General features: G+C 38.6%; 21 protein-coding genes. 5 read left to right on the forward strand and 16 right to left on the reverse strand.

Annotation, left to right across the window (positions count from 1 at the left end):
- The 8 genes from HDC90_RS24125 to HDC90_RS24160 form a co-directional block, all read right to left on the reverse strand.
- On the reverse strand, positions 1 to 2,729 hold a 2,729-nt coding region (locus HDC90_RS24125), incomplete at its 3' end, for a DUF6443 domain-containing protein (protein WP_184471047.1).
- Positions 2,730 to 2,737: 8 nt separating this feature from the next.
- A complete protein-coding gene (locus tag HDC90_RS24130; protein ID WP_184471049.1) occupies positions 2,738 to 5,836 on the reverse strand; it encodes an RHS repeat domain-containing protein in 3,099 nt (1,032 codons plus the stop codon).
- A 335-nt stretch (positions 5,837 to 6,171) separates the two neighbouring features.
- Entirely contained in the window at positions 6,172 to 6,558 is a 387-nt protein-coding gene (locus tag HDC90_RS24135; RefSeq protein WP_184471051.1) for a hypothetical protein, read from the reverse strand.
- A gap of 83 nt (positions 6,559 to 6,641) precedes the next feature.
- Positions 6,642 to 6,833, reverse strand: a complete 192-nt coding sequence (locus HDC90_RS24140; protein WP_184471053.1) for a hypothetical protein — start codon at positions 6,831 to 6,833, stop codon at positions 6,642 to 6,644.
- 4 nt (positions 6,834 to 6,837) lie between these two features.
- Entirely contained in the window at positions 6,838 to 7,866 is a 1,029-nt protein-coding gene (locus HDC90_RS24145) for a hypothetical protein (protein WP_184471055.1), read from the reverse strand.
- Between the two features lie 2 nt (positions 7,867 to 7,868).
- Entirely contained in the window at positions 7,869 to 8,717 is an 849-nt protein-coding gene (locus tag HDC90_RS24150) for a hypothetical protein (protein WP_184471057.1), read from the reverse strand.
- A gap of 1,269 nt (positions 8,718 to 9,986) precedes the next feature.
- Positions 9,987 to 10,883 carry an AraC family transcriptional regulator gene (locus HDC90_RS24155; protein ID WP_184471059.1) on the reverse strand — a complete coding sequence of 299 codons (897 nt, stop codon included), beginning with the start codon at positions 10,881 to 10,883 and terminating at the stop codon, positions 9,987 to 9,989.
- A gap of 191 nt (positions 10,884 to 11,074) precedes the next feature.
- Entirely contained in the window at positions 11,075 to 12,208 is a 1,134-nt protein-coding gene (locus HDC90_RS24160) for an NADH-dependent flavin oxidoreductase (RefSeq protein WP_184471061.1), read from the reverse strand.
- A 204-nt stretch (positions 12,209 to 12,412) separates the two neighbouring features.
- Between HDC90_RS24160 and HDC90_RS25810 the strand changes: the two genes are divergently transcribed.
- Positions 12,413 to 12,562 (forward strand): hypothetical protein, encoded by a 150-nt coding sequence (locus HDC90_RS25810; protein ID WP_370576668.1) that lies wholly within the window; start codon positions 12,413 to 12,415, stop codon positions 12,560 to 12,562.
- A gap of 435 nt (positions 12,563 to 12,997) precedes the next feature.
- Here HDC90_RS25810 and HDC90_RS24170 read toward each other — a convergent pair whose 3' ends face one another.
- The 6 genes from HDC90_RS24170 to HDC90_RS24195 all read right to left on the reverse strand — a co-directional run bounded on the left by HDC90_RS24170 (position 12,998) and on the right by HDC90_RS24195 (position 18,804).
- Positions 12,998 to 14,098: a serine hydrolase gene (locus HDC90_RS24170; protein WP_183877534.1), complete on the reverse strand. Its 1,101-nt coding sequence runs from the start codon at positions 14,096 to 14,098 to the stop codon at positions 12,998 to 13,000.
- A 104-nt stretch (positions 14,099 to 14,202) separates the two neighbouring features.
- Entirely contained in the window at positions 14,203 to 14,931 is a 729-nt protein-coding gene (locus HDC90_RS24175; protein ID WP_183877535.1) for a family 16 glycoside hydrolase, read from the reverse strand.
- Positions 14,932 to 15,069: 138 nt separating this feature from the next.
- Entirely contained in the window at positions 15,070 to 15,936 is an 867-nt protein-coding gene (bla, locus tag HDC90_RS24180; protein WP_183877536.1) for a subclass B3 metallo-beta-lactamase, read from the reverse strand.
- Between the two features lie 77 nt (positions 15,937 to 16,013).
- The gene (locus tag HDC90_RS24185; RefSeq protein WP_183877537.1) at positions 16,014 to 16,559 is read right to left on the reverse strand and encodes a hypothetical protein; all 546 of its coding nucleotides are present in this window, start codon (positions 16,557 to 16,559) and stop codon (positions 16,014 to 16,016) included.
- Between the two features lie 356 nt (positions 16,560 to 16,915).
- Positions 16,916 to 17,968, reverse strand: a complete 1,053-nt coding sequence (locus HDC90_RS24190; protein ID WP_221451941.1) for a hypothetical protein — start codon at positions 17,966 to 17,968, stop codon at positions 16,916 to 16,918.
- 71 nt (positions 17,969 to 18,039) lie between these two features.
- The gene (locus HDC90_RS24195) at positions 18,040 to 18,804 is read right to left on the reverse strand and encodes a helix-turn-helix transcriptional regulator (protein ID WP_221451942.1); all 765 of its coding nucleotides are present in this window, start codon (positions 18,802 to 18,804) and stop codon (positions 18,040 to 18,042) included.
- 791 nt (positions 18,805 to 19,595) lie between these two features.
- On the opposite strand from HDC90_RS24195, the gene HDC90_RS24200 reads away from it, so the two are divergent.
- The 3 genes from HDC90_RS24200 (at position 19,596) to HDC90_RS24210 (ending at position 20,604) form a co-directional block, all read left to right on the forward strand.
- On the forward strand, positions 19,596 to 19,802 hold the full coding sequence (locus HDC90_RS24200; RefSeq protein ID WP_183876869.1) for a hypothetical protein: 207 nt from the start codon (positions 19,596 to 19,598) through the stop codon (positions 19,800 to 19,802).
- Positions 19,792 to 20,121: a type II toxin-antitoxin system RelE/ParE family toxin gene (locus tag HDC90_RS24205; RefSeq protein ID WP_184471066.1), complete on the forward strand. Its 330-nt coding sequence runs from the start codon at positions 19,792 to 19,794 to the stop codon at positions 20,119 to 20,121. The genes HDC90_RS24200 and HDC90_RS24205 overlap by 11 nt, the downstream gene beginning before the upstream one ends.
- A gap of 66 nt (positions 20,122 to 20,187) precedes the next feature.
- A complete protein-coding gene (locus HDC90_RS24210) occupies positions 20,188 to 20,604 on the forward strand; it encodes a helix-turn-helix transcriptional regulator (RefSeq protein ID WP_183876868.1) in 417 nt (138 codons plus the stop codon).
- A gap of 243 nt (positions 20,605 to 20,847) precedes the next feature.
- Here HDC90_RS24210 and nhaA read toward each other — a convergent pair whose 3' ends face one another.
- The gene (nhaA, locus tag HDC90_RS24215) at positions 20,848 to 22,161 is read right to left on the reverse strand and encodes a Na+/H+ antiporter NhaA (protein ID WP_183876867.1); all 1,314 of its coding nucleotides are present in this window, start codon (positions 22,159 to 22,161) and stop codon (positions 20,848 to 20,850) included.
- A gap of 313 nt (positions 22,162 to 22,474) precedes the next feature.
- Here nhaA and HDC90_RS24220 point away from each other — a divergent pair, with 313 nt between their 5' ends.
- Positions 22,475 to 24,019, forward strand: a complete 1,545-nt coding sequence (locus HDC90_RS24220) for a SulP family inorganic anion transporter (protein ID WP_184471068.1) — start codon at positions 22,475 to 22,477, stop codon at positions 24,017 to 24,019.
- A 96-nt stretch (positions 24,020 to 24,115) separates the two neighbouring features.
- Here the strand turns inward: HDC90_RS24220 and HDC90_RS24225 are convergent, their stop codons facing one another.
- Positions 24,116 to 25,438 (reverse strand): site-specific integrase, encoded by a 1,323-nt coding sequence (locus tag HDC90_RS24225; protein WP_184471070.1) that lies wholly within the window; start codon positions 25,436 to 25,438, stop codon positions 24,116 to 24,118.
- Between the last annotated feature and the right edge of the window lie 122 nt (positions 25,439 to 25,560).

Here is a 25,560-nt window from a genome sequence, read left to right on the forward strand (position 1 = left end):
GCATAAGGAGTTGTCTTTCTATCTAGTTCCGCAAGCGGGTCTGGCACATTCCACCTGCCTATAATCGGATCATAGAACCTTGCGCCATAATCATATTGCCCTAACTCCTCCTGCAATTCCTTTCCATTGTAAAGATATTTATTTGTACCAGCTTTTGCAACCGGTTCTTTCCTTAACCCAAAAGCATAATAGTTGTCTTGCTGTAGTACTTCCAATTGATTGGTTACAGGATTTTTATGGAAAGTAGCCCTTATATTACCCAAATGGTCGCCCAAGTTATATTCATAACTGTAATTACCATTATTATTCCTGGCTATACCTTCTTCAGTATGGATAATATCGATTGTAGTACCATCTGGCTTGTATTCTATACCATCAATATAGTTCCTCACCGTGCCACCACTGTTCCTGGCCAGTTTGCTACCCGAAGCATCGTATGTGTATGCCAGGTTAACTGTTGTACCAGTTGTCCTTGTAGCGGTTGCCGGTAAATTCAGGTAATTGTAAGTTAAACTGATCTTATTCAATCCATCCTTGGTTGCATTACCATTGGCATCGTATTCATAGTCTTCCGAGGTTAAACCACTTACATTCTTCAGCTTATTACCAGAATCGTAGTTATAGGTTTTGATACCAGTATTATCACGGTTAAGGCTTTTAATATTGCCCATTACATCATAGCTTAATACTTCGCTCATTGGTACACCTACAGATGTTGCTGCCGTTTCCAGCCTGTTCAGTTTATCGTAACTATAGTTAAAGATATTTGCAGTTGGGTTTGCTATATTTGTCCACTCCCAGTACTGTTTGGTAATGTTACCATTATAGCCCTGGACACTGCCCTCCTGGTAATCGAGTTTCATACTAAACTGATCTGATGTGCTATTCTTCATCCAGCCACGTTCGTTGTAGGCAAAGGTAGTGGCCTGAATATCGTTGTGCAGGTTCTTTTTGCTTAACTGGCCAATTTCATTGTATTCCAGGTGGTTTAATGCGACCTCGCCCTGGTTGTTAATATTTTCGAAAGTAGCAAGCTTCCGCCCCATATGGTCGTACTCGTAGCGGTTGGCAATGGTGGTAACTGCCCCGCCTACCGTGTGGGTACGTATGCTCGCTTTCAGGCTGCCATCAAAGTTCCAGGTATTGTCTACCACATCGGTACCGTCCAGGTGGTTGCTGCTTTTGCTCTGTACTATACGCCCTTCCAGGTCGTAATAGTTTACGGTAAGCAGCATCGCTCCGCTGCTCAGGTTCTTTACCTTCGTTCCTGTCAGCAGGCTTTTGGTCCGTGCCGCAGGCACCTGGCCTGTGCCGGGCTGGCCAAAAGTGTTATCTACAAAATCGTAATCGTCATAGTAGTTCAGTACATAATAATCTCCAATACTGCCCTGTGGAATGGCATCATTGCTGTAACCGGTCTGTGTGTTTGATGCATCAGGTTTTTCATAGGCAACAGTTCCGTTTGCGATATCCTGAAAAGAAACTCTATAATTGGTTCCCGACTGCCCGCCGTGAAGATCATCAATGTAACGGCCGCTGATCACTACCCTGCCAAAGGCATCATATTTGGTAAAGTTCCATTCCTGTGGGCTTTTGCTGCGCTGGTTGGCATCCTGGCTCATCACCACCTGGTCGAGTTTGTTGTAAACCATAAACTCCCAGCCCTTGCCAGGGATTTTCTTCTCCACTAGTCTTTTACGGCCATCGTAACGGTAACCGTAGATAAACTGGTCGAAAACCGTTTGGCTTTCATCAAAAGTGCTTAACGCGGCCTGCCCGTTTTCGTTTACTGCCGGTGGCAGTACATAACGCAGGTTGCCCAGGTCATCGTACACGTAATAGGTACTCAGGCTTTTGCCATCGGTTTCCCATACCCGTTTCAGTACCACACGACCTTCAAAATCCTTAAACTCGTCGGTAGTACCGGCTTTTAAATCCGAAAGTATCCAGTTCTCATCCTTACTAGTGGTTTTGTAGAGTTTTCCCGGCAGGTAAACACTGGCGTCCGCACCATTACCGGCATTGTTCACAATCCAAAGCTTTACCTCATCCTGGGCATTGGTGCCATAAACGGTTTTAAGGGTATGGCCACTGTTAATCTGCCAGTCTGCACCTGGCGCGCCCTGTTGAAGTACACGGTTCAAAGGCGAGGCTTCGAAAACCGTTTCAAAAAAGGGATAGGCCGTTGCTTTTACACCTGCCGTAGGGCTGTTGTAAAAGGCCAGCTGATCGGCTAAGGCTGAAGAGCGGAAACTGCCTGTGGTGCCTGTCTGTGCCGCATAGGGCTGGTATTTAAACTGCTCGCGGCCAAAGGCATCGTAGGCCACAGGCTGTACAATGTCCTTAAAACCGGGACTGCCCTGTACCTGAACCGTTTGTAATGGCCTGCCCAGGCCATCGAAATACTGGATAGATTGATTTTCTTCACATACATTGCGGCTGTTGCCCAGAGTAGCATCGGTTACCGGCTGTTTAAAAGTACGGGTAAGAATATAGTTCTGGTTGGTACTTGGCGTTGAAGAGAGCGGCTGGCAGTTCAGATAGCTCAAACCGGTGGTGAAAATGCGGACAGGCCCCATGGTATGGAAACCATCGGTCAGGGTTACACTCGATGGTGCACTGATCTCGCTTTCGCCATTATAAACCGATACCACTTTCTGGGCAGAAGAGCGGCCAGCAAGCAGCAATAGCGCTGCTGCAGCATAAAAAAATTTTAGATGTTGTTTCATGGAGCGTCTTAGTTTTTATAGTGGTAATCGGTCTGTTTTAAAATGTTGCCATTCTGGTCTTTTATTGCTTTTAAACGCTGAAAGGCATCGTATTCGTAATAGGTCGTCATGCCTTTGGCATCGGTCGCACTCGTTAGGCCAACAAGGGGATCATAAGTGTAGGACGTGATTTGAGCATTTGGAAGTGCTCCCCGTAATGTTGCCACGAGCGCATCAATAGTAGACTTATTGGGCTTGGAATTATATATGATATTGATTGCAGTTTCACTACCTAAAATCATTTGCGTATTTAGGTAGTCTGCATTTTTTACCTCTAATATTGGATACATTCCATTATATGCCCAGATATAGCTCGTTTTAGAACCGGAGGCAATACTTTGTTCTAAAATTTTACCCATCGGATTATAAACCAAATTTAATTTTTCTTTGTAAAGATTACTTTTCACAATAGCTCCATTAATTACATTTGAAGGTATAAATCCAGTTGATGGAGTAATTAATTCAGTTAAATAGACTTTATTTAAAAATGGCTTATTTGGTTCAAACGTGTTAAAAACAGCATTTACAACTCCTTTATTTACATTGTTTTGCCATAGTTCTGTGTATTTTTCAACAGGTTGCGATACAGAGTTTAATTGTTGAAGATTTTTGATTCCTAATGTCAAATCATCCATTCCCGACAAATTTGGATAATCGAGGGGATAAACAAGATTAGACTTATATACATCACCGGAACTTGCATTAATAGTTGTTAAAGTAGGAAAAGCGTGCTTATTACTCCCATACTCATAAGATGTAACTGTTTGTGACGAGTCCAATTCATTTGTTTGATTTAATGCATAAGTTGTATAAGTTTCCTGTTGTATTTTAAAGGTAAGGTTGGTGATTTTCGATGTTTCGTCCATAGTAAAAACAGGCATCTCATCGAGATAATGATCATCACCGTAGGGGCCAGAAGATGGTCCCTTCCGCAAAACATACTGATACATTGGGTGAACAATAATCTCTCTTGGAAATCCATTAGGTTGAGCATCATAGGAATTCGAATTCCAACTGTAAACATATTGATTCGAATTGACAGGCACATAAGCCGTACCTTTTTTCTTAAAAGATTTGCGTTCCACAAGATTTGGGAAATTATATCCATGGAATAACTTCACTAACTTAGTTTGAAAAACGGCTCCATTAGGATCTAAATAGTTATCATACAATTTCTGTAAAGGGATTTCATAGGTATAAGAAATTTTCCCTAAGGTATCTGCAGCTGTATTGATCGTAGATTCACTTACGTGCGTATAATAAACAGCACTACCATCAATATAGCTCAAATCTGTATTGGGGCTGGAAGAAAAAGTTCTTTGCCTTGCCCAGCCAATTCCAGGAATAACAAGATCCCCATAAAGTATAACATTTTCAGTTACAAAATCATCATAACCCGGCACATTCACCGCAACACCTGCGCCATTACCATTTATTCCGTAAGTAAAACTTTTAATAATGGGCGAAGCATTAGGGTCACTTTTTGATGTAATTTTTTTAACCCTTAATCCTCCTACAATTTTTAGTTCATTAGTTGCAGGATTGAGGTATCTATTGGCTTCAAATTCAAATTCTGTAGTTCCACCTGTTGGGTAGGTAATTTTTTCCAAAGAAAATCTTTTCATAGGAATTTCATCGGCATCTCTATAGGCATTTCCTATCGTAATTGGCACCTGTGCTGGAGGAGAGCCCCCTCCTGCGGTAAGCACCGGGTAATCTGTAGAATAAGAAGACACATTTTCCCAGAGGGGGAGTAATGATGAATTGTAAGAACCATTAAAATAACCCCAAAAATCCTGCGCCAGCGGATTGTGGGATACCTGTACCGATTCATTATATTGAAAACGATAGGTTTCTTTCTGATCGTCACTCCCGCTCATCACTACACTGTCTAACTTAATTTCTTTTGTATATGATTGATAGTTGCTATAATAAAAATTTGCTTTTTTAATTATGGCATTTTGTGAATCAACGATAGTAATTGAATTTAACATATTCGAAACCGGATTAAACACAAATTTTGCCTGGCCGCCATTAAAACTTATGGTTTCTATATTTCGTATCTTATAATGGTTCACATGCGAGTTATTAAACATCCAGTCACTAATTTCGGGATTGTTTACATACACAAAATAATCTGGAACAGCTGGAACATACAATGGTCGATTGGACGGATCCTTCTGTGTTTCTATAAAAGCTAGGTGCTCGTCGCAGCTGTCCAAAACAGTAACACTGCCGAAATAATTTTCCTTGTAAACAGTACTTCCAGCTGAATAATCGAATAATATTTTATCTTGCTCATTTTTACTGGCTGGTAGTATACTTGTTAGCAGCCAACTACTAATTATATCACTTGATCCACTTGCAATAAATTCCTTCCTATTGTTCCCTTCACCAAAATTATAGCTTATACCTTCCTCATCAATGAGATTGATTGTATTTATTCCATATGTATAATTACCCATATTTTGGTTGGGGACGTAGCTAAACTTGATATTACTTTTAGGTAAAAACATAGGCTCTGAAAGTAATCCGTGAGCCAGGTTTTTAGCCTGCCCATCGAATAAGAACCTCCCTGATGGTTTAGCTGAAAGCCCCAGGTTAAAAGAAAACAAATCGGGCTCCATATCAAGGTTATTGATGTCTGACTGAATTTGTTTTCTATCACCAACATTAGACATAGAATAATAATTGGGCAACGGTGTCGGCGGAAAGGCTATTAGACTCTCATCGGGTTTACTCCTTACCGTTCTGGAAATTCTTCCTCCCGCATTGATCGACCAGCCTAAACCTACCGGATAACTATCATCACCTATTTTAATTCCTGAGGCATGGTAACTAATTGATATGGGTAATTTCATGTCGCCAGATTTGATTTCATAAATTGGGATAGATATATCTGGAACTCCTGTATAAATACTGACAGGATAATCGCTATATTTTTCTAAAGCTGAAGATGCTGGCGATGGAGGTATTACTGTTATATTTTGTCCGCCAGATTGTGCAAAACATATTTTACTGAACAGTAATAATAAAAGCGTTAAAGTATTTTTTGTAAGAAATTTCATACAAGAGCAATTATTAAATGGTGGTTAAAAATTAGAAATAATATTAATTAAGAGCTTGAGGATAAAGAATTTGTTTCCATTTTAAGGGTAAAAAGGTATTTCATGAATTTATGTTATTTAACATTTCGGTAATATTGTTCGACTCGCGGCTCAAAAAAGTATTCGAGCGATTTTGATCATCTGTTTAAATTTTCCTGTAAATTATATTGCGAGACGACAAAAAAGGATAGCTTTCACGCCGATTTACAAGGAAGATTAATTGTGACTTCTTCTACTTTTCTTCATTTTTGCCAGTTCTTTTATCACACTATCAATCTGTCCCTGCTGCTTTTTATTTACTTTTTTTCATTTTGCAGCTGTTTATCCTTTTCAATCAGATGCAAAGTCAGTTCTTCTACCTTTTGCAATAGTTTAATGTTCAGTTCGCCTAGGTTTACACCATTTTCTACCATCTGCTTGGCAGTCGGAATTTCCGGTAAATGCTTATTGGCTTTTACAAATTTTTCGAGTTCGGCTAAGTCAGTAAGTTTATAGGCAGGCTCAAACACAAAATCGGCACCCGCATTGGCAGAGACCTTAATTTCACGGGCACCGATGTTTCCTGCTACGGTAAGCTTTTCTTGCGGGTTCGTTGTCCCAATGCCCACATTACCAGAACTTACCCTTAAACCACCTCCCTTAATATCAACATAGCTGTTTTGATAGGCATTACCCGGTTCCAATATTATCCCGGTATCCCAAGACAGTTTTAATTGTTGAAAAGAAGGAGCAGTCCATGGGCCAGGAGTGCGATATATACCATAATTTAAGCTGCCCCATCAAACCACGTAATTCCATCTGGAGTGTCTGTTCCATCGTTTACATTGTTAAAACTAATTTTGGCTACCGGATTTAAAGTGCCGATACCTACATTTCCTGTGGTGGGAAACACATTGGTTTGAGCTGAAACAGTACCATAGCATACGCTTAGTAACAAAAGTGTTAGTAAATTCTTCATTTTCTTATCTGTTTGTTATTTTCCTCACGTTTGCCAGTTCTTTTATCACGCAATCAATCTGTTCCTGTTGCTTACGGTTTACTTCCTTTTCGTTTTTGAGCTGTTTATCCTTTTCTATCAGGTGCAAAGTCAGTTCTTCTACCTTCTGTAACAGTTTAATGTTCAACTCCCCCAGGTTTACACCATTTTCTACCATCTGCTTGGCAGTTGGAATTTCCGGTAAATGCTTATTGGCTTTTACAAATTTTTCGAGTTCGGCTAAGCCAGTAAGTTTATAGGCAGGCTCAAACACAAAATCGGCACCCGCATTGGTAGAGACCTTAATTTCTCGGGCACCGATGTTTCCTGCTACGGTAAGTTTATCCTGTGGGTTAGGAGTTCCGATCCCGACATTACCATTGCCCAGTACCCTTAACAGTTGTTTCTCTTGACTGGCATTATTGTAACTATAAAAAGCGAATCCACCTTGAGATCCAGCTCCTTCATTAGCTATAAAATCAGTTTCCCCCTGTCCAGCGCTCCTATTCCACCCGATCAACATTTTGCCGGTACCTATTAAGTTTTGATAAGCGGCTGGGTTTCCTGATATGTCAAGATTCGCATTGTGACCGCCAAATTTTGCAGTACCCTGAACATCTAATGTTGCACTTGGATCTATCGTCCCTATCCCCACATTACCATTATATTGCCAGGTCATTGCATGCTGATCGGGAACATTAGTTTGGTTACTAGCTCCATTCATAAACAGATCCAACCTTGATCCCCAATAATAAGGCCCACCATGTGTAATCCTAAATTCGGCAGATTCGTTATAACTATAACCTGGAGTACCAGCTCTAGAGAACTTTAAGGTAGATTGTGCAGCTGAAACCACCCCTGCCGGTTTGCTATCTGAACCCACAAATATCTGCAGGGGAGCGTCTGGACTGAGCGTCCCAATACCAGCAGGTCCACTGGTAGGAAAAGTGTTCTGGGCATAAGCTAAGCCACTGCCAGATAATAAGAAAGAGATTATTAAAAACTTAAAATTCATAATTATGGTTTTTGTTTATCGGTTTTAGACTTGTACTCGAGAACTTCCACTCTTTCAATTAGCGCATCGATTTTTTTATCCTTTTCAATCAGATGTAAGGTTAGTTCTTCTATCTTTTTTTGTTGGAGCTTGAGCATATCACTAACGTTTAACCCATTTGCCTCAATTTCTTTTGCAGAAGGCATTTCAGGCAGGTGCTTATTGGTTTTAATATAACTTTCTAATCCTTTCAAGGTTCCAACATCATAACCTTCCTCAAAAACATAATCCGGCCAGTTGGCCGCTTCTACTCTTACCTCTTTGGTACGGATTTTCCCATTTACCGATAATTTATAATTGGCATCGGTACTTGCCATGTTGATGGCCATATTCCCTTCATGGTCACTTGTTTGTATCGGGCGAATATTTAAAGGTGTAATTTCGACCAGACCAGATGGGAGTGTTTCGGTAACAGTGTTCGTAATCAATTGGGTTGCATTCCCACCAAGCATACATGATTTTACAGCCATAGCTGTCCAGCTATTGGTAATCAGGTAAAAATCGAGGTTCCCATTCGGATTGTTATAGGCATGAAGTGAATACCGGTCTGATAAACCTCCATTCGTAAATTTGGTAATCCTTAACTCATTACGGTTTGAAATGTAAAAAACCGTCTCGCCTGTAGAATACGATTCCCAGGCTCCACCCAGGATTTCTACCTTCATTTTTTTTAAATTGGAGGCATCGTCAGGAGGAAAACTGCCTAAATACACATAAAGTTGTTGCCAGCCGTTGGCTACTACTTCTTTACCATATTGAGCTTTTAATAAAAACGGACACAAGAAAAATAGAATAATAATAATTTTTTTCATTTGATTTAATTTGAATTAGTGATATTTTTTTGATGAAACTGGCTTGTTTTTATTTTTTTAGCCTTTTATATAGGCACATTAAGCATCATGTTAGTTTTATTTGGAAAAAGCAGGAGTAGGCTGATCAATTAGTAAAACGATAAAAAAGCGGGACAGATCCGCCATTATTTAAACGAACGAAGTCTTTTGTACTTTTACTGATGATTTGGATAAGGTTGCCAAAAAGATCCGCTAAATCTCATTACTGTTCAGAAATTCTGATAAGGGATAAACTGGAATAGCCTGGACGAATTGAGGAATTGATGAGCGCATAACTGTATATGTTTAATTGTTTATTTAGATTTAAAGAAATTACCCTTTAGAAGCAGCAAGTTACTATTTTTGAAAAAGTAAGCAAAAAAAATTACACAAACAGGCCAGTTTTTAGGATCAAGCTTAATATATGGATAGTTATTTTAATGATATCAGGAATTGCTAGTTCACTGATGACCTGGATTAAAATTGGCCATTTACTGGATTCTTCTCTTTTGAATATTGATGTAAAGCTCAAAATTTATTTGCTAGATACACCTACTTAATGTATTTAGCTAAAGTGAGCATATCGCTAGGATAAATACGTTCTAACGACAAAGGTTAGAAAGAGATAGTTTTGCAATTAAATCTGCACAAAATACCCCACCACTAACAAACTGTTTAATAAAAAGTTATGTTTATTTAGTGAGCAATCAGAATCTCGGGATAGCCCACCTAAATCACTCGCTTTATTTCACGAAACAGTGTATACTTTGATAAACCCTTAAAAGCAAAAACCCTACTAATCGTGCGATTGCAGGGTTTTATACATTTTGATAGTCTTTGGTGTGATCCTGCTGGTACGAAGTTCGAACCATTTTGTTGAAGATTTAAAACTTTTAAGTGATCTATTGGTCCCATAAATAGGGCTTTCAAAATTTAAAAATCTAATACCTTGTCCTGCTGATTACTTCTTTATGAAATTAAAGCATGGTTACTGTAAAGATTAAAAGCACATGGTAATTGAAGATTAAGACCTATCTATTAAGATCTTAAGTGATTTTCAAGACCTAATAGTTAATTAGAATAATAAAAGAGACTTGGTAGCATTAACTATTTTGAATAGGAAATTCAATAGCGAAAGTGCTACGCACTCCTAAGAAAATTCAGGAATTAAAGGGACAAATGCCAATTTAGTATTTCTAGAAAATTAGCCACATCCAAACAATAGGAAATGTTATATTTTAGTCCAGTTTTCTAATTCAAAAACTGTTCTCTATATTCCGTTGGCGTAACGCCAACTTCTTTTTTGAAAAGTCTTGAAAAGTAAGGTGGGTTTTCAAAGCCCAATTGATAGGCAGTTTCGGCTACGGTTTTGTCGGTACTCATCAAAATATTTTTGGCCTCGATAACTAATGCAATGTGAATATGTTCCAGTGCCGTTTTGCCTGTTTCTTGTTTTAATAAATCGCTTAGGTATTTTGGTGACAAGGCCAATTTTGCAGCCATGTATTTTACAGAAGGCAAGCCGTTTTTTTGCAGGCCACTGTTTTCAAAATACTGTTTCAGTATGTCGGTAAATTTCGTGATTATGGTGCCTGATAAAACAGACCTGTTCAAGAATTGCCGTTTATAAAACCGTTGGGCATATTTTAAAATGGAATCTATATGGGTAAGGACAATATCTTTGCTGTACTCATCTTGATTATTGTAGTACTCCAACTTTATCTTGTTGAATAAATCCCATACAATGTCTTCTTCTTTTGGCGACAGATGCAGCGCTTCGTTCACTTCGTAATCAAAATACCCATATTTATTTATTTCTGAATGAAGGTTGTGGTTCACTAAGAAATCTTTATGGATATATAGCAGAAATCCTTTTTCGCTTGTTTCCACATTATTCATCATTATTATCTGATGTGGCTTTAGAAAAGCAAGGGAACCATTTTCGTGGTCGTACTTTGTTCTGCCATATTGAAATGTCCCTGATTTTAATTTTGTCAAGGCAATCGTATAGAACCCCATTGTAAATTCTCTTTCGATAAAAGTGCATTTTTGTGACTCTTCAAAAGCCAATAGACCCATCAAAGGATTTTCAGGTGGCGAAAATCCGTTTGATTTAAAGAGTTCACTTATCGTTTTATAATGTTTCATATCACCTGCTCTTGCTTAATTTATCTTACTACTATACTTTATTCAAAAAATAACCGAAGTTTTCCAGCAACCCATGGCTCAATAATTTTGCTACAGGAATTCCACTTATCCTTTTGCGCCAATTTCGGTTATTTTTTTTTTCGTTTTTACATTTTACTCTGATAAATTTCCAAAATCTAAAAATAACAAGGCTAATCAGTTACCTGAAAAAATCCCGTTGCTATTTTAATGAATTCTTGCAGTTTTTTAGGTATGGCCAATTTATCAGCTTTAGACATACTTAAAACTTCTTCCGCTTTTTCTTCATTAGACGCAAGTTCCACCCAATCAGGGTTGATGATAAGCCCATGTCCAATAGCGACCAGTGATAGCCCCATTTCAAGTGCCTTTGTTGCTTCATCAAACTGTTTGATCGCTCCAGCAGCAACTACAGGGACTCTATGATTAACATGATCGAGTACCAATTTTAGAATAGGAGTATCACCATTTTGATCATCTACCGACTTTTGAGCAAGTAAATCAGCAAGTGAAACGTGCAAATAATCAATTCCGCAGTCAATTAGTTTATCGATCAATGGAAAGGTATCTTTCACGCTGTAACTTTCAGGCTCTTCTGGTGAGATTCTGAAACCTATCATAAATGGTCTTTCTGCATACTTTTTAATTACATCCTGAATTTCTTTGATTACTGCTACGGCAAAATTCATTCGTTTTTCAGCAGATCCACCCCAGTGGTCGGTTCTTTGATTATAATAAGGCGAAAAGAAATTCTGCAATAGAAATCCGTGAGCACCATGCAATTCTATTCCGTCAAAACCTGCCTTGATTGCTCGGTGGGTAGTTTCGCCAAAAGCCTTTATCATCTCCAGAATTTCTTCATGTGAAAGTTCACGAGATACGACTCCTCCCGCATAAAACATCGACGGTGCTAATGCGATTGGACTTGCACTAACAGGAATACCATCCGGGATAAGATCCAGAACCGCTTTGTTTCCGGCATGATAAATTTGAAGTATTGCAGGTGAGCCACCTTTTTTTGCAGCGGCAGCCAGTTTTTTAAGACTTGGAAGAAAAGAGTCATCGTAGGAGGCATATTCATTGTTAAAACCAATTCCATCTGCCATTACTCTGGTACATCCTGTTATTACTAGTCCAACGTTTCCGCTTCGGGCTTCATAATGTTTTATTTCATCATTCGATACTGTGTAATCGTCGTTGCTGGCCCAGGTTGTCATTGGCGCCATTGCAATCCTGTTTTTAGTTTTGATTCCGTTTTTAAATGTAAAACTTTGGAATAATTGCTTTGTATCTGTTGTCTTGCTCATTATTTAATTTTTATGTTGTTAAATGATGAGGCAAAGATGGGACATTGAATGATCCTGTAAGCTATACAAAAGTCGGTAGATGTGACACAAATTACGGAATGGAGCTTTTGTAAACTGTTTTCATGATCCATTTAATCTGATTTTGATATAATTTGAGCTTTTTTCAGGATTATACGTAATCCTGTTTATTGTGGTCTTATTCCAATAAAATTCAACTCTGAGGAGCAGCAAATGGTAAAAGGATCTTATGACCCATTGATATCAGAAACAATGTTTCACGAAGTTCAGCGTATCATTACTACAAAAAGGAAGGTTACTGCTAAAACAGACAACCTGAAAGCAACATTTTTTTAAGAGGATCTTTGATATGTCCCCTTTGTGACCGGAAACTAAGCGAAAGCTTTTCCCGTGAATCAACAAAAAGATACCCTTGTTACCATTGTCAAGGAAAATGTAGCAGAAAAATCGAACTATTACTGGCCAGACAGTAACAGTTTGGTTCACAGGTTTTTATTGTCATAAAAAAAAGGAGACAACTATTAAATAGTGTCTCCTTAAGTGATCCCGCTGGGATTTGCACCAAGTGCAAAATCAGGGTTTGCAATATTTTAGAGTGGTTTTGAAATTCGAACTCCCCGAATGACGCACCTATTTTTTAAAACTTTTTGTATGCAAATACTATGATTTAAATATAACTGTTTGCATCAAAAAATCCAAATTTAATATACGGTTTTCCGTAACGATTCGTAGTCATATGAATTTAACCAATTAAAGCATACTTTTTTAAGATTAATTATACAATATCGTTCTTGCTGTTTGCAAAAATGAATTTATTTTTGAGTTCGAACGATTTTGCAAGATTATTATAGTTTTGTCATTGTCCAAATGCCTTTCTATATAAGTTGAATACCCTGGCCAACCTCCAGAATGATAAACGATTTTGCCATATTTTTTCGAATCCCCTATGAACCACCCAAATCCATAATTAGTCTCTTTTCCATCCTTTGTTTTTACAGGATTAAACATGAGTTCTTTATCTTTTGAATCTATCAATTTATCTGTATAAAGTGCTCTGTCCCATCTTAATAGATCCTCTGTTGTAGAGTTTACTGTTCCGTCACCCACAATTCCATCCAGATAATAAGTGTAAAATTCTTTTCCAAAACTATTGGGAAGCACTTTGTAGCCTAAACTATCTGTAACATAACCCAGCGCATAATTCTCTATTTTTTTTGGTTCAAATCTACTTCTATAGATAAACGTATTGCTCATTTTTAATGGTTGAAATATGTTTTTACTCAAAAATTGACCAAATGTCTTATCTGATACTATTTCTATTATCAACGCTAACAAAGTATAACCTGTATCGCTGTACTGGTATTTTTCACCGGGTTGAAAAATGACTTTTGGTCTATATTTCGCGAAGACATTTACAATATCCTGATTGGTAGCAATTTTTGTTTTATCCCACTTTTCTTCAAAAAGCTCTATATAGTCGGGAAGCCCGGCAGTGTGATTAAGTAAATTTCTTATGCTGATGTTTCCGTAGAAAGCTAGTTCGGGAATATATTTTGAAATTTTGTCGTCATAATTCAGTTTTCCTTGTTTTTCTAACAAAACAATTCCCGTAGCAGTAAATTGTTTGGAAACCGATGCTAACTCAAATATGGTTTGATTATTAATTTTTTGCTCGGTTTTCTCATTAGCAAGGCCATAACTTTTTTCAAATATGATTTTCCCTTTGTCTGCAATCAGCACATTTCCATTGAACATTTTCTGCTTAAAAAGAGAGTTAACTAAGCTGTCAAGTTGCTTATATTGTGCTGATTGACCAAATGTGAAATTAAATAATAACAGTCCAATTGTAATCAGTAAAAATGTTCTTCTCATAAAGTGTTCTTTAGAATTGCCTGTCACGGACAGTTATTCCTCAAAGGCGGGATTTGATGCCCTTAGTTCAGTAAATATATAAATTTTGATAGAAGCACAAAAGTTCAATTTAGCACTTCAACCCGGCTTTTAATTGCTTTTTTATAGACCGGAAATATTTTTTTTGGCAAATTTCTATGGTTTATTTTAATTGTTTTGAAATCTCCGCCGCTGCTATCTGCTGTAAAAAGCCCTATTTTTCCTGATGTGCGATCATTGAGTTTCTCAACTATCAGCGAAGCTTGAATTGCATTATTAATGTACACTTTAACAGTTCTGTTGTCAACCACAAGTTTCATGGTAAACCAATCATTGGGATTGGGCGGATCGATGATCTCTTTCTCAAAGACCGCATTTTTTTCCTTTCTCAATTTTTCCCAGGTAAAATTGGGCTGCGAAATATATTGCACTGCATGAATTCGCCTAATAGGATCCGAAGAAAGAAAATTGAAGGGACGACAATAGACAGCATCATAGGTAGTATCATTGGCACCGTGAAAGGCTATTCCAATAAAACTCCGTTGGAAAACGTCCTTGCCCCGCATTTGAATTTCAATCGTACCGTTTTTAAAGTCCTTAAATGGTAGCCATGCAAGACCTTCCTTTTTACTTTCTGATACCTTTAGGTAAGCTCCAGTGCCACTTGAAACGATTTCGATGTATCTGTTTACTGCTTTGAGCTTTGCTCTTTTGTACAGGTTTGCGAGTTCGATGGTTTGCCGCATTTGGCCAAGTAGTGAGCAGGGCAACAATATCAAAGTGACCATGTACATAAATCTGGTTCGCTTCTTCATTTAAAGGTTGTTTATATCGTATGATGTTTTTAAATTTTATCACGTCTTTTGAAGTTGCCCCATAGGAATGGAGACACTTATCCAATGATTTATAAACTTCAGCTACGTCATACCCGAAATATAAATGTTTTTTTAACGTCACGGTTTTCTGGCTTTCTGATCATATTCTTTTTGCAGATCATCAATCTGGGCGTAATAGTTTTTTTTATCCATAAAAGCAGCCGGGTTATAAGCACTGCCCGGCTTGTGTTTTTCAGTAAGATCGAACTGGATGCCATGCGATGCTACCCACAAATCAAATTCTATATGCTTCATGGCAATCAAGGTATAGGCATAATCAGTGGCGATATTAGGATAAGTATGTACATCACCGAATTTTTTGTTCGTTACGATTGTTGGCATATTGGCAATCAGCACCCTGTACTTTCGCTTTTTATCGTTAACGTCAAACAAATAGCTGCAAGAGCCTTTGGTATGCCCCGGATGATGAAGGATAGTTAATTTCATTCCACCCAGCTTGATACTGTCGGCATTACGCAATACACGGTCAACTTTTACCGGTTCAAATACACGACCCTTTCCATCAAGATCATAATCAGAAAGGCCACCATCCGCAACAACCGGTGTGTCGGCGTAGTCTACCATCATTTTAGCTCCTGTAGCTTTCTTAATTTCAGCCATCGCACCCATGTGGTCATAATGCGCCTGGGTGGTCAGCAGTATTTTGGTGTCTGAAAGTTTAAAGCCGAGGCTTTTAATATTTTCTTTGATCAGTTGTGCGGACGATGCCAGCCCGGTGTTGATCAGGATATTGCCCTTGGACGTTACGATCAGATAGCAAGCCAAATCGGCGGTACCTACATAATACAGGTTACCCACAATTTGAAACGGCGGATAGGGTCTCGACCATTCCGGATGCGTTTTTGTGGAAGGCTCGGTTACTTTTTGCGCCTGTACCAGGCAGTAACTATTTAAAATCAGCAGGAGCACGAGGTAACTTTTCATAATCGAATATAAAAGTATAAGATATTTTGGCGGGACTAACCCAAAATCGATGATGTAAATTCAGCTTATGGGCTTTGTCATTTAACTTTTACGATTTTACTTTCAGTTATAATGTGGGATTTAACCATTACACTGTAGTTGATTTTCGCAAACCCTTTTTTTACCTGATCTTTTACAATAGGCTTTAGTCCGTTTTCCCATTGATTACAATGTGTACGTATAGGGGGAACCGCAAATTCCCATCGTCCATCTTTAAAAGTATATACGTTATAATTGTGCCAGCAACTGTTAAACCATTCCCGAAGGATGCCTATTTCATCTTTCCCATCACCATCGAGATCTCCCAGATTAACTGGTGTCCCGCCGATACAATCTTCAATTTTAATTGGCGGCGTGTGTTCGTCTGAAAAACGGAGTGTAAGCACACATTTGCCGTCACATCCAGTTCCGTCAGCGTTAAGCTTCGGTTTGATCACAGAAATCGATTCTTTACGGCCAGTGGCTGTAAAATGACCTTCCACGCGGCGGGAATGATTAATGCTTTTCTCGTTTCCGATTTGATTTAAAAAATGGACAGAACTAAAAAATAATGCGGTGATAACAATAGATTTGAATAGTAACATGAGGATTTAGTATTGAATGATTAAATTGATGTTTATTAATTATTAGATCTCGATCAAGGTTAACCGGCAAGAAAAAGCTACCGTTTTTGATCTTGACTATCTCGGTACCGGCAACAAAGTGGTGGTAGCCGCTGAATGTACCGTTTACCCGTGTTTCGTTGATAGCTGCTACGATAAGTTTGAATATGGCATTCCCTGCCTTTGGAGTTGTTTGCATTACTTCGTATAGGATTGTGCTCATTACGGTTCCTTCCGATATATTTTGAATTGCATATCTGGTTGTACAGCTCTGCATTACAGGTGATTTATGACTGTCCGAACTGATCGTATCCATGCTTTGCAGGTTGAATTATATTTCATTTTTTGAAAAGCCCTGCTTTTAGTCCTGTACCTATCGAACCTTCTGCTAGCTGAAGGTAATTGCGTTTACTTTGATCCCTTTCGATGGTCACCGCTCCGGTATTTTGTATGTTTTTCATTTCCAAAAAATCTGTTGATGTGGCATCACTACCACTTAATGGGCCACTTCCATATCCTACCAATTTATTATAATTGGTAAAAACACAATCAGAAGCTTTATACCGACGTGTGCTTCCTTTTTCTCTTATCCATATCGTACTCGTATTAGCTATGACGTTATGATGAAAGTCGAACTCATCCCCATTGGTACCTTGTGTGGTCCAAACACCACAGAAATAACCACCGTATACCAATGAATATCGCATTGCGCTACGGCCGCCGGCCTTTCCATCATTTTTCCAAAAAACAACCGGAATTTTACAGTTGAAAAAAACACAATGATCGATAACCAGCCCATAGCCATTGGCTATAACTCCGACATGTAACGGTAATACATCTACATTTCCGGCGAACAGACATTGTGTTACAAGCAAATCATCTAGTTTTTTTCCATCACGCCATATAGGGTAAGATCGCCGTAAATTATTTTCATCGAGATAAGTATAATCAGGACTGCCTGTAAACCGTAGACCCTCAATAGTAACATGGCTTACATCGGGTTGTATACCTTTTGCTTCTTCTCCGCCAACACCGGGCTCAAGGGGTACAGCGGTTATGACAACCGGCATTTTACTAGGGGTCCAGTCTGTATCATCGGGCATCACTTCCGCGCGGATGATAAGACGGTTGTTAAGGCTATATTTATCATTGTTAAACAGGACGGTTTGTGTGAGCAGATAGATACCTTCCGAAAGAATGATCGTTGTTTCTTCCTGCTTTTTGTTTTGGTTGACGCGCCTGGCTGCCTCAGCCAGTGTCTTTAACGGCTGGGCCTTGAATCCGGAGTTGGTATCGTTACCGGCCTGGGGATTTACATATATTTGTTCTGCCTTTACCCGAAGTAGATTTAAAACGACGAGTAAAAGGCAAAGTGCAGCGGATTTTATCATATTCCTTTTTTCTGTAAAATTGAGAACATTTACCCACGGTAAAAAGGTCATTTTATATTAAAAATTGTCATTTATATTTTTCTTCGGTACTGCTGGGGTGTTATTTGGGTGAACTTTTTGAAGAAACGGTTAAAATTAGAGGGATCGGAGAATCCAAATTGGTAGCAGATCTCCTTTGCAGATTTGTTTTGACGCAGTTCTTTCTTTATTTCTGAAATCAACTTTTGATGGATCATTTGCTGCGCTGATGACCCGCTGAATTGCCTGCAAATTTTGTTAAGAGATCCCGGGCCGATATTAAGCAATTTACTATAGGTTTCAACTGTGTGATCCTGTAAAAATCGCTTTTCCAGCAATGACCGGAATCTATAGAAGTCGGGATGAATGTACGTATCCCGCTGAACATCGTAAATATCCGCATAATAGCGATTGAGGACAATAAGAAGCTGATACAAGATCGCTCTGATCAAATGGTCGCTATCATTCTGGATCTGTTCAAACTCCTGCTCAATTTCCTGTAAAAGTTCCAGACATTTCCCGAATGATCTTTCAGCTATATGCATTTCGGCAGGATGTAGATACTGATGAAAGTATTGAAGCCGGTACAGAAATAGTTCATCCGAAAAAAACAGATGGAGAAAATCTTTGTCAAAGAATAGGGTGTAGCCTTTTACCTTCTCCTCAATTTCCCATCGGCGAACTTGCCCGGGGCTGATGAAAATGATTGCCCGCGGGGCTATCGACATTTTGTTTTCATCCAGGGTAAACGTTCCCGATCCCTCCTGGATAAAAATGATCTCGTAAAAACTAACTTGATGTAATGTGCTGTCTAACACATAATGTTTCAAAGTTTCAATATGCCCAATATCCAATAATAGTTCTGTACCATATTTATAAGGTAGAAAATGATATGTTTTAATTGTGCGGATTGATCCCATTTCTTTTACAATCTATAACAGTTCAAATGATACTGATAAAAATATGAATTCTCATGTTCTCTATATTTGTAGAATCGAACAAATTTAATCAACTCTACCTTAAAAAGTTCCATGTAAACGATCAACCTGGACATTTCTGCATGCTTGACCATGCTGTTCCATGCGAATTAGACCTATGATTTGTGTTTATAAACATCAGATTTAAGTATTTAACTTAGCAAGTTTACCACTGCCTCCAGGTTTGATGTGAGAGAAATCTACCATGCAATAAAAAATAAAGCGACCTATATAGTTAACTTTATTTTTTTATGTTTGTGGTAACAAAATAACATCAAATGAATTCTGACTGAATAAACCAGAGTAGTTGACCCTGTCTCACCGGAAATAAATTTGCTGTAAATTGTTGCTTGGCAGAATATTAGCAAATTGGCGAGAAGGGGTCAAATGTATTGGTTTGTCCAGAAAGAGGTTTTTTCGCTAACGGTTGGTTCTTGTTTCATGTTAGGCTAATTAGTTCAAGCCAAAGAACCAAAACCTGTAAAGTCTATATTAATCTTCCAGTCCATTTTTTAGACGATTTGGGGCATATTTTAAACGCTATTTCAGACGAAAATTCAATCTAGATGGTTTGTTTTTATGTTTGAAAAGATATAGTTATCTTTGTGTATTAACCCCTTTAAACACGGATCATGAAAGTAATATTAGATATTAAGGACAGTAAGGCCGCTTTTGTAATGGAGCTATTGAGCAGCCTGTCTTTTGTTAAGGCAAGGCCACTTTCCGATGAAAATGCTGTTTTAGTTGAAGAGATTAAAGAAGCGGTTGAAGACCTTAAATTGGTACGTCAGGGTAAACTTAAAGCCCGTCCTGCAAGGGATTTGATCAATGAGCTATAATGTCTATACCTTACGCCTCTTTGATAAGCAGCTAAAAAGGTTGGTAAAGAAATACCCCTCTTTAAAAAAGGAATATATTGATCTTATTGATTCTTTAGAGAATAATCCTGAACAGGGCACAGCGATAGGCAACAAGTGTTATAAAATCAGGTTAGCCATTGCCTCAAAAGGGAAGGGCAAATCCGGCGGTGCAAGAGTTATCGCAAATTTGGTTATTGAAGATGACGCTGTTTATTTGCTAACCATTTACGATAAATCTGAAAAGTCTAATTTAACAGATGCGGAACTGGCAGAGCTGTTAAAACAGGTTCCCGAATAAACAGACAACTAATTTATTTTACCACACAACAGAAGATTTATTACATTTGATTCAAATTAACAATATATGAGTACTACAACTGATCGTCCAAATAAAGTGCATGAAGGCAGAAATGTGAAACGTTTTCGTGAAATGATGGGGATAAAACAGGAAGGGCTTGCCGCTTCTTTGGGCGAGGAATGGAGCCAGAAGAAGATTTCAGTCCTGGAATCCAAAGAAAAAATTGAAGATGCACTTTTAGCGGAAATTGCTCAGATATTGAAGGTACCGGAGGAAGCAATCAGGAATTTTGACGAGGAAACGGCTATCAATAATATTCAATATAACTATGATAACAGCCACGGTCACTTAATCGGGCCGAATTATAATTGCTCATTTAACCCATTAGATAAGCTAATGGAAACAGTAGAAGAAATTAAAAAACTCCACGCAGAAAAAGAAGCGCTATATGAGCGCCTATTAAAAGCACAAGAGAATAAATAAGAATTAGATCAGGATATTTTATTCCAGAAAAGCCATTGTAAACCGCAATGGCTTTTATCTATAATAGACTTTATAAAAAATCGAGCATAATTTATAATCCCCACGCACGGTGCGGCCTGCGAAACCCCTTCGCTCATAGGCCAGCCCGCTGTTCTCGCTCTGGGCATTTACGGAAGGTAGTACTTGGGTTCTCCTCCTTATAGCTGGGGATGCAAAGAAACCCCAAGGTGTATGTCAAATTTGTCAACTACCGGATTTGCCAATCCGTTTGAGTACAACAGTACCGAGTAAACCCGCAATAACTGAAGCGATTAAAATTCCATACTTGGCCTGATCGATGAAAACCGGATTTTTGAAAGCTAGTCCGCTAACAAATAATGACATCGTAAAGCCGATACCTGCAAGTAGTGCAACTCCGGCGATGTGTTTCCAGTTGGCTTGCTCTGGAAGGCTGGCTAATTTCAGTTTAACCATAATCCAGCAAAAAAGAAGAATCCCGATAAATTTTCCTATTATCAATCCTGCTGCCACACCAATTGATACCGGATTTATGATAGAAGAAAAGAAGTCTGATCCGATGACGATACCAGCATTGGCTAACGCAAATAATGGCATGATACCAAAAGCAACCCATGGATGCAAGGCATGTTCAATTGTTTGTAAGGGTGTCTCGGCAGCCATGCTTAAACGCTTTACGTTTTGTATCGTCTTATTTTGTTTAGGTGTGATAAGACTTCCTTTTTCTGGTATGTCCGTCTCAAAGTCGTGGGACAGCTTCCTAAGGTTATCGGAATAGATATGCTCGTTTATTTTCGTTACCGCAGGAATTGTAAAAGCTACTAACACTCCAGCTATTGTAGCATGTACACCGGAAAGTAAAAATCCTATCCAAACGCCGATGCCTATAATCAGATAAAATAGACTACTTCTTATGCCCAATAAATTACCTGCGATTAAAACTAAAAGGAAACCGCCGCCGATTGCAAGCGATATGAAATTTATTTCAGCTGTATAAAAAAACGCTATTACAAGTACTGCCCCGAGATCATCTGCTACTGCCAATGCAGACAAGAATACTTTTACAGAAACTGGAATGTTCTTACTTGCCATGGACAAAAGCGCAAGGGCAAAAGCTATATCGGTTGCCATTGGAATTCCCCAGCCATGATCAGCATCTGTACCTTTATTTATAGCAAAATATATCAAAGCAGGTAACAACATGCCCCCAAGCGCCGCAGTCATAGGTAAGGATGCTTTTTTTAGTGAAGAGAGTTCTCCTTCCATAAATTCCCGCTTTAATTCTAAGCCAATTACGAAGAAAAAAACTGCCATTAGTCCATCATTGATCCAGATGTGGAGTGGGTGGGTAAGCATAAAATTATCAAACCCCACTGAAAAATTAATATGCCACAAATGCTCATAAAATTCATGGTAACCAGAATTTGCCCAAACAATAGCCACGATGACACTAGCAAGCAATACGATGCCGCTGGTGTATTCTAAATGAATGAATCGGCTTACCGGAGCCATGATTTTATCTATTGCTGATTTCTCCATATCGCCAAAGATAGAATATATAAAATAAATCATTTTCGCAGAAATGCAGTTTTTTTATATCTTTGCAGCAATCGAAATGAGAAAAAAGGATAAAGTTTCATATAACCGAGTGACAAAGCACTGATTAATATCAGTACATCTTTTTATGCACTAGCTGTTCTAAGCAAGGCAAATTCTCTATATCCAAATTTTTAAAACAGTTTTTTATTTGAAATTCCTTTTGGCATTTCTAAAAGTTTAAATGTCGTTCAGCTCCAAATGCTGTTCGAAATTTTTATTGAATCTTTTATTTTTCACTTATATACTTTATTACATGACTAAAACTTATCTAGGTCTCTTTGACTTTTCGCAAAAGATTAATTACAAAAATGAAATTCTTGCAGGTTTAACGGTGGCGATGACAATGATGCCGGAATCCTTATCTTTTGCCATACTTGCCGGATTTCCTCCTCTGGTAGGCTTATATGCTGCCTTTATCATGGGGCTAATCACCTCGATATTTGGCGGTAGGCCAGGATTGGTTTCGGGTGGTGCGGGTGCAACAGTTGTGGTACTCATCGCACTGATGAAATCCAACGGCATTGAATATGTATTTGCCGCCGTTGCGCTAGCGGGTATTATTCAAATACTTGTCGGTGTTCTTAAATTGGGAAAATTTATCAGGCTTGTACCACAACCTGTAATGTACGGGTTTGTCAATGGTCTTGCAGTGATTATCTTCATGGCGCAGTTAGAACAATTTAAAACCGTTGTAAATGGGCAGGTTAGCTGGCTAAGTGGTACACCTTTGATGATTATGGCGGGGCTTGTTCTGTTAACCATTGCAATCGTGGTCTTTTTGCCTAAAATCACAAAAGCTGTCCCGCCATCACTTGTGGCTATTGTCGTTGTTTTCCTTTTAGTATTCGGATTAAATATTGACACAAAAACGGTTAAAGATATCGCATCTGTTAGCGGAGGGTTCCCACCTTTTCATATTCCCATGATACCGTTTAATTTAGAGACACTTCAAGTTATATTTCCATATGCGTTGATCATGGCCGGAGTAGGTTTAACAGAAGGCCTGCTTACTGTTAATCTGGTCGACGAGATGACGGGTACAAAGGGCAATGGCAACAAAGAGTGCATTGCGCAGGGAGCAGCCAATATAGCCAACGGCTTTTTCTTTGGCATGGGAGGATGTCCGATGATCGCCCAAACCTTAGTCAACCTGTCCGCTGGTGCCAGAGCCAGATTGTCGGGTATAATTGCTTCTCTTACTATCTTAGCCATTATTTTATTTGGTGCGCCAATTATTGAGCGTGTACCAATGGCTGCTTTAACCGGAGTTATGATTATGGTAGCAATAGGAACGTTTGAATGGGTTAGTTTCCGTATCATCAACAGAATGCCCAAACAAGATATTTTTGTTGGAATGCTGGTTGCCGTGATTACTATTTGGCTTCATAACCTTGCTTTAGCGGTCTTGATAGGCGTAATTATATCCGCGTTAGCATTCGCTTGGGAAAGTGCAAAACGAATCCGTGCAAAAAAATATATCGACGAAAATGGTGTGAAGCATTATGAAATCTATGGTCCGCTATTTTTCGGTTCCGTTGCAGCCTTTAATGAGAAATTCGATTTAAATGAAGATTCAAATGAAGTAATTATTGATTTTAAAGAAAGCAGGGTTGCAGATATGAGCGGAATAGAAGCATTGAATAAACTTACCGAGAGATACCATCAGCTAGGTAAAAAACTTCATTTGAAGCACCTTAGTAAAGATTGCATACTATTGCTAAAAAATGCTGGAGACATTATCGATGTGAATATAATTGAAGATCCAACTTACCAAGTAGCGACTGACAAACGACACTAATATAAATTAAATGCCTGTTCATGAATAATGGTATACATAGATTGTATTTTATACAACATGAACAGGCAATTTTGCGATCTTCCTTTGGGACTTATCTTACGAAGCTTCGGCTATTTTTGATACTGAAATATACTTTTCCCGGATCGCCGCAACATCATTACTTATTTTCGATTCGGTGACATCACTAGCTTTGATATGTTGCGCAACAAATTTTCCCATAAGTGGTGCCATATCTTCACTAACTTTGATATCTAAGACTTTAGCATACAGTTGTGTAGTGCGTATATTTGTGTGTCCAAGCATTTTAGATACACTTTCGATAGGTACACCGTTCAGCAAAGTGACCGTGGTGCCAAAAGTCCGTTTGGCTATCCGGTTGCCCAATGTTTTATTAACCCCTGAAAGTGCTGCAATTTCAACCAGATACTCATTCATTTTTTGATTGCTTGAAATTGGTAAAGCCCTGTTGTGATGGAGGCAATAAGGATGAGCTTTATATTTATCAAGGATGCTCGCCGCTATTGGAAGCAAGGGTATTGCTACCCTGGTATCTGTTTTTTTTCTGTAGGTAAATATCCATCGTTCCCCATCAACCCCAATACTTACGTCGGCCAGTTTAAGTTTTTGAACATCCGCATAGGAAAGTCCGGTATAGCAACTGAACAGAAAAAAGTCCCTTACCTGCGATAACCTGTCAGTAGTAAACTGTTTTTGGGTAATCTTATGCAATTCATCAGCGGTTAAAAACTCCCTGTGGACAGGCTTAGATTTTAGCGTATGGCCAAAGAAGGGGTCAGTACTGATCCATTTATATTTCCGGCAGATGCTTACGATCTTTTTGAGATTTTTAATATGCTTATTTGCGGTATTGGTATCGTTTTCCTTTACCGTATGCAGGTAGAAGTCAAAACCGTCGATAAACTCGTGGTCAATACGTTTTACATTAAAATCGGTTCTGTTGTATTTGGCGGCAATGAAGTCTTCTACATGCCTTGCCAATACTTCAAATCTTCTAAGCGTTCCAGGCGCATATTCTTCTTTCTCCACCAATGCTTTCATTTTTTCATTGTGGATTTTAATGGCCTCCAATATGGTGTGTGCTTTTTCTTCCTTGCCTAAGAATTTGCATTTTACACTATCGGCGGTTATTTCTGCTCCGTCTACGCTTAGCTGGCTATGGGCGGCATACACTTCCGCTTTCATATTTTCCAGATATGCATTCAGGGTTTTAACATCTTCCTTTGTTCCGATGACTTTCCCGGCTTTTGCGTTCCACTGCTCCGGCTCGCAGTTCCTGCTTGTTGACATTTCCGCACGAACCCCGTTTACTGTTATTCTTAAAAAGATAAAGTAAACAGCCCCTTTTGTGTAGTTCTTTGGCTTTTTCAAAAAGAAAAGCACGCTAAAATTAGTTTTCATAACGATAACATTAAGGTTAAACAAAAAGGATCAAGCGGAAAAGTTGGGGGGATGTTTTAAGCATATATTTTCGACAATCTGAATAAGAAGAATTTAATATCCCTTACACCTCTTGAGGTTGC

Origin of the sequence: Pedobacter sp. AK013, from assembly GCF_014205835.1 — a bacterium.
Classification (GTDB): domain Bacteria; phylum Bacteroidota; class Bacteroidia; order Sphingobacteriales; family Sphingobacteriaceae; genus Pedobacter.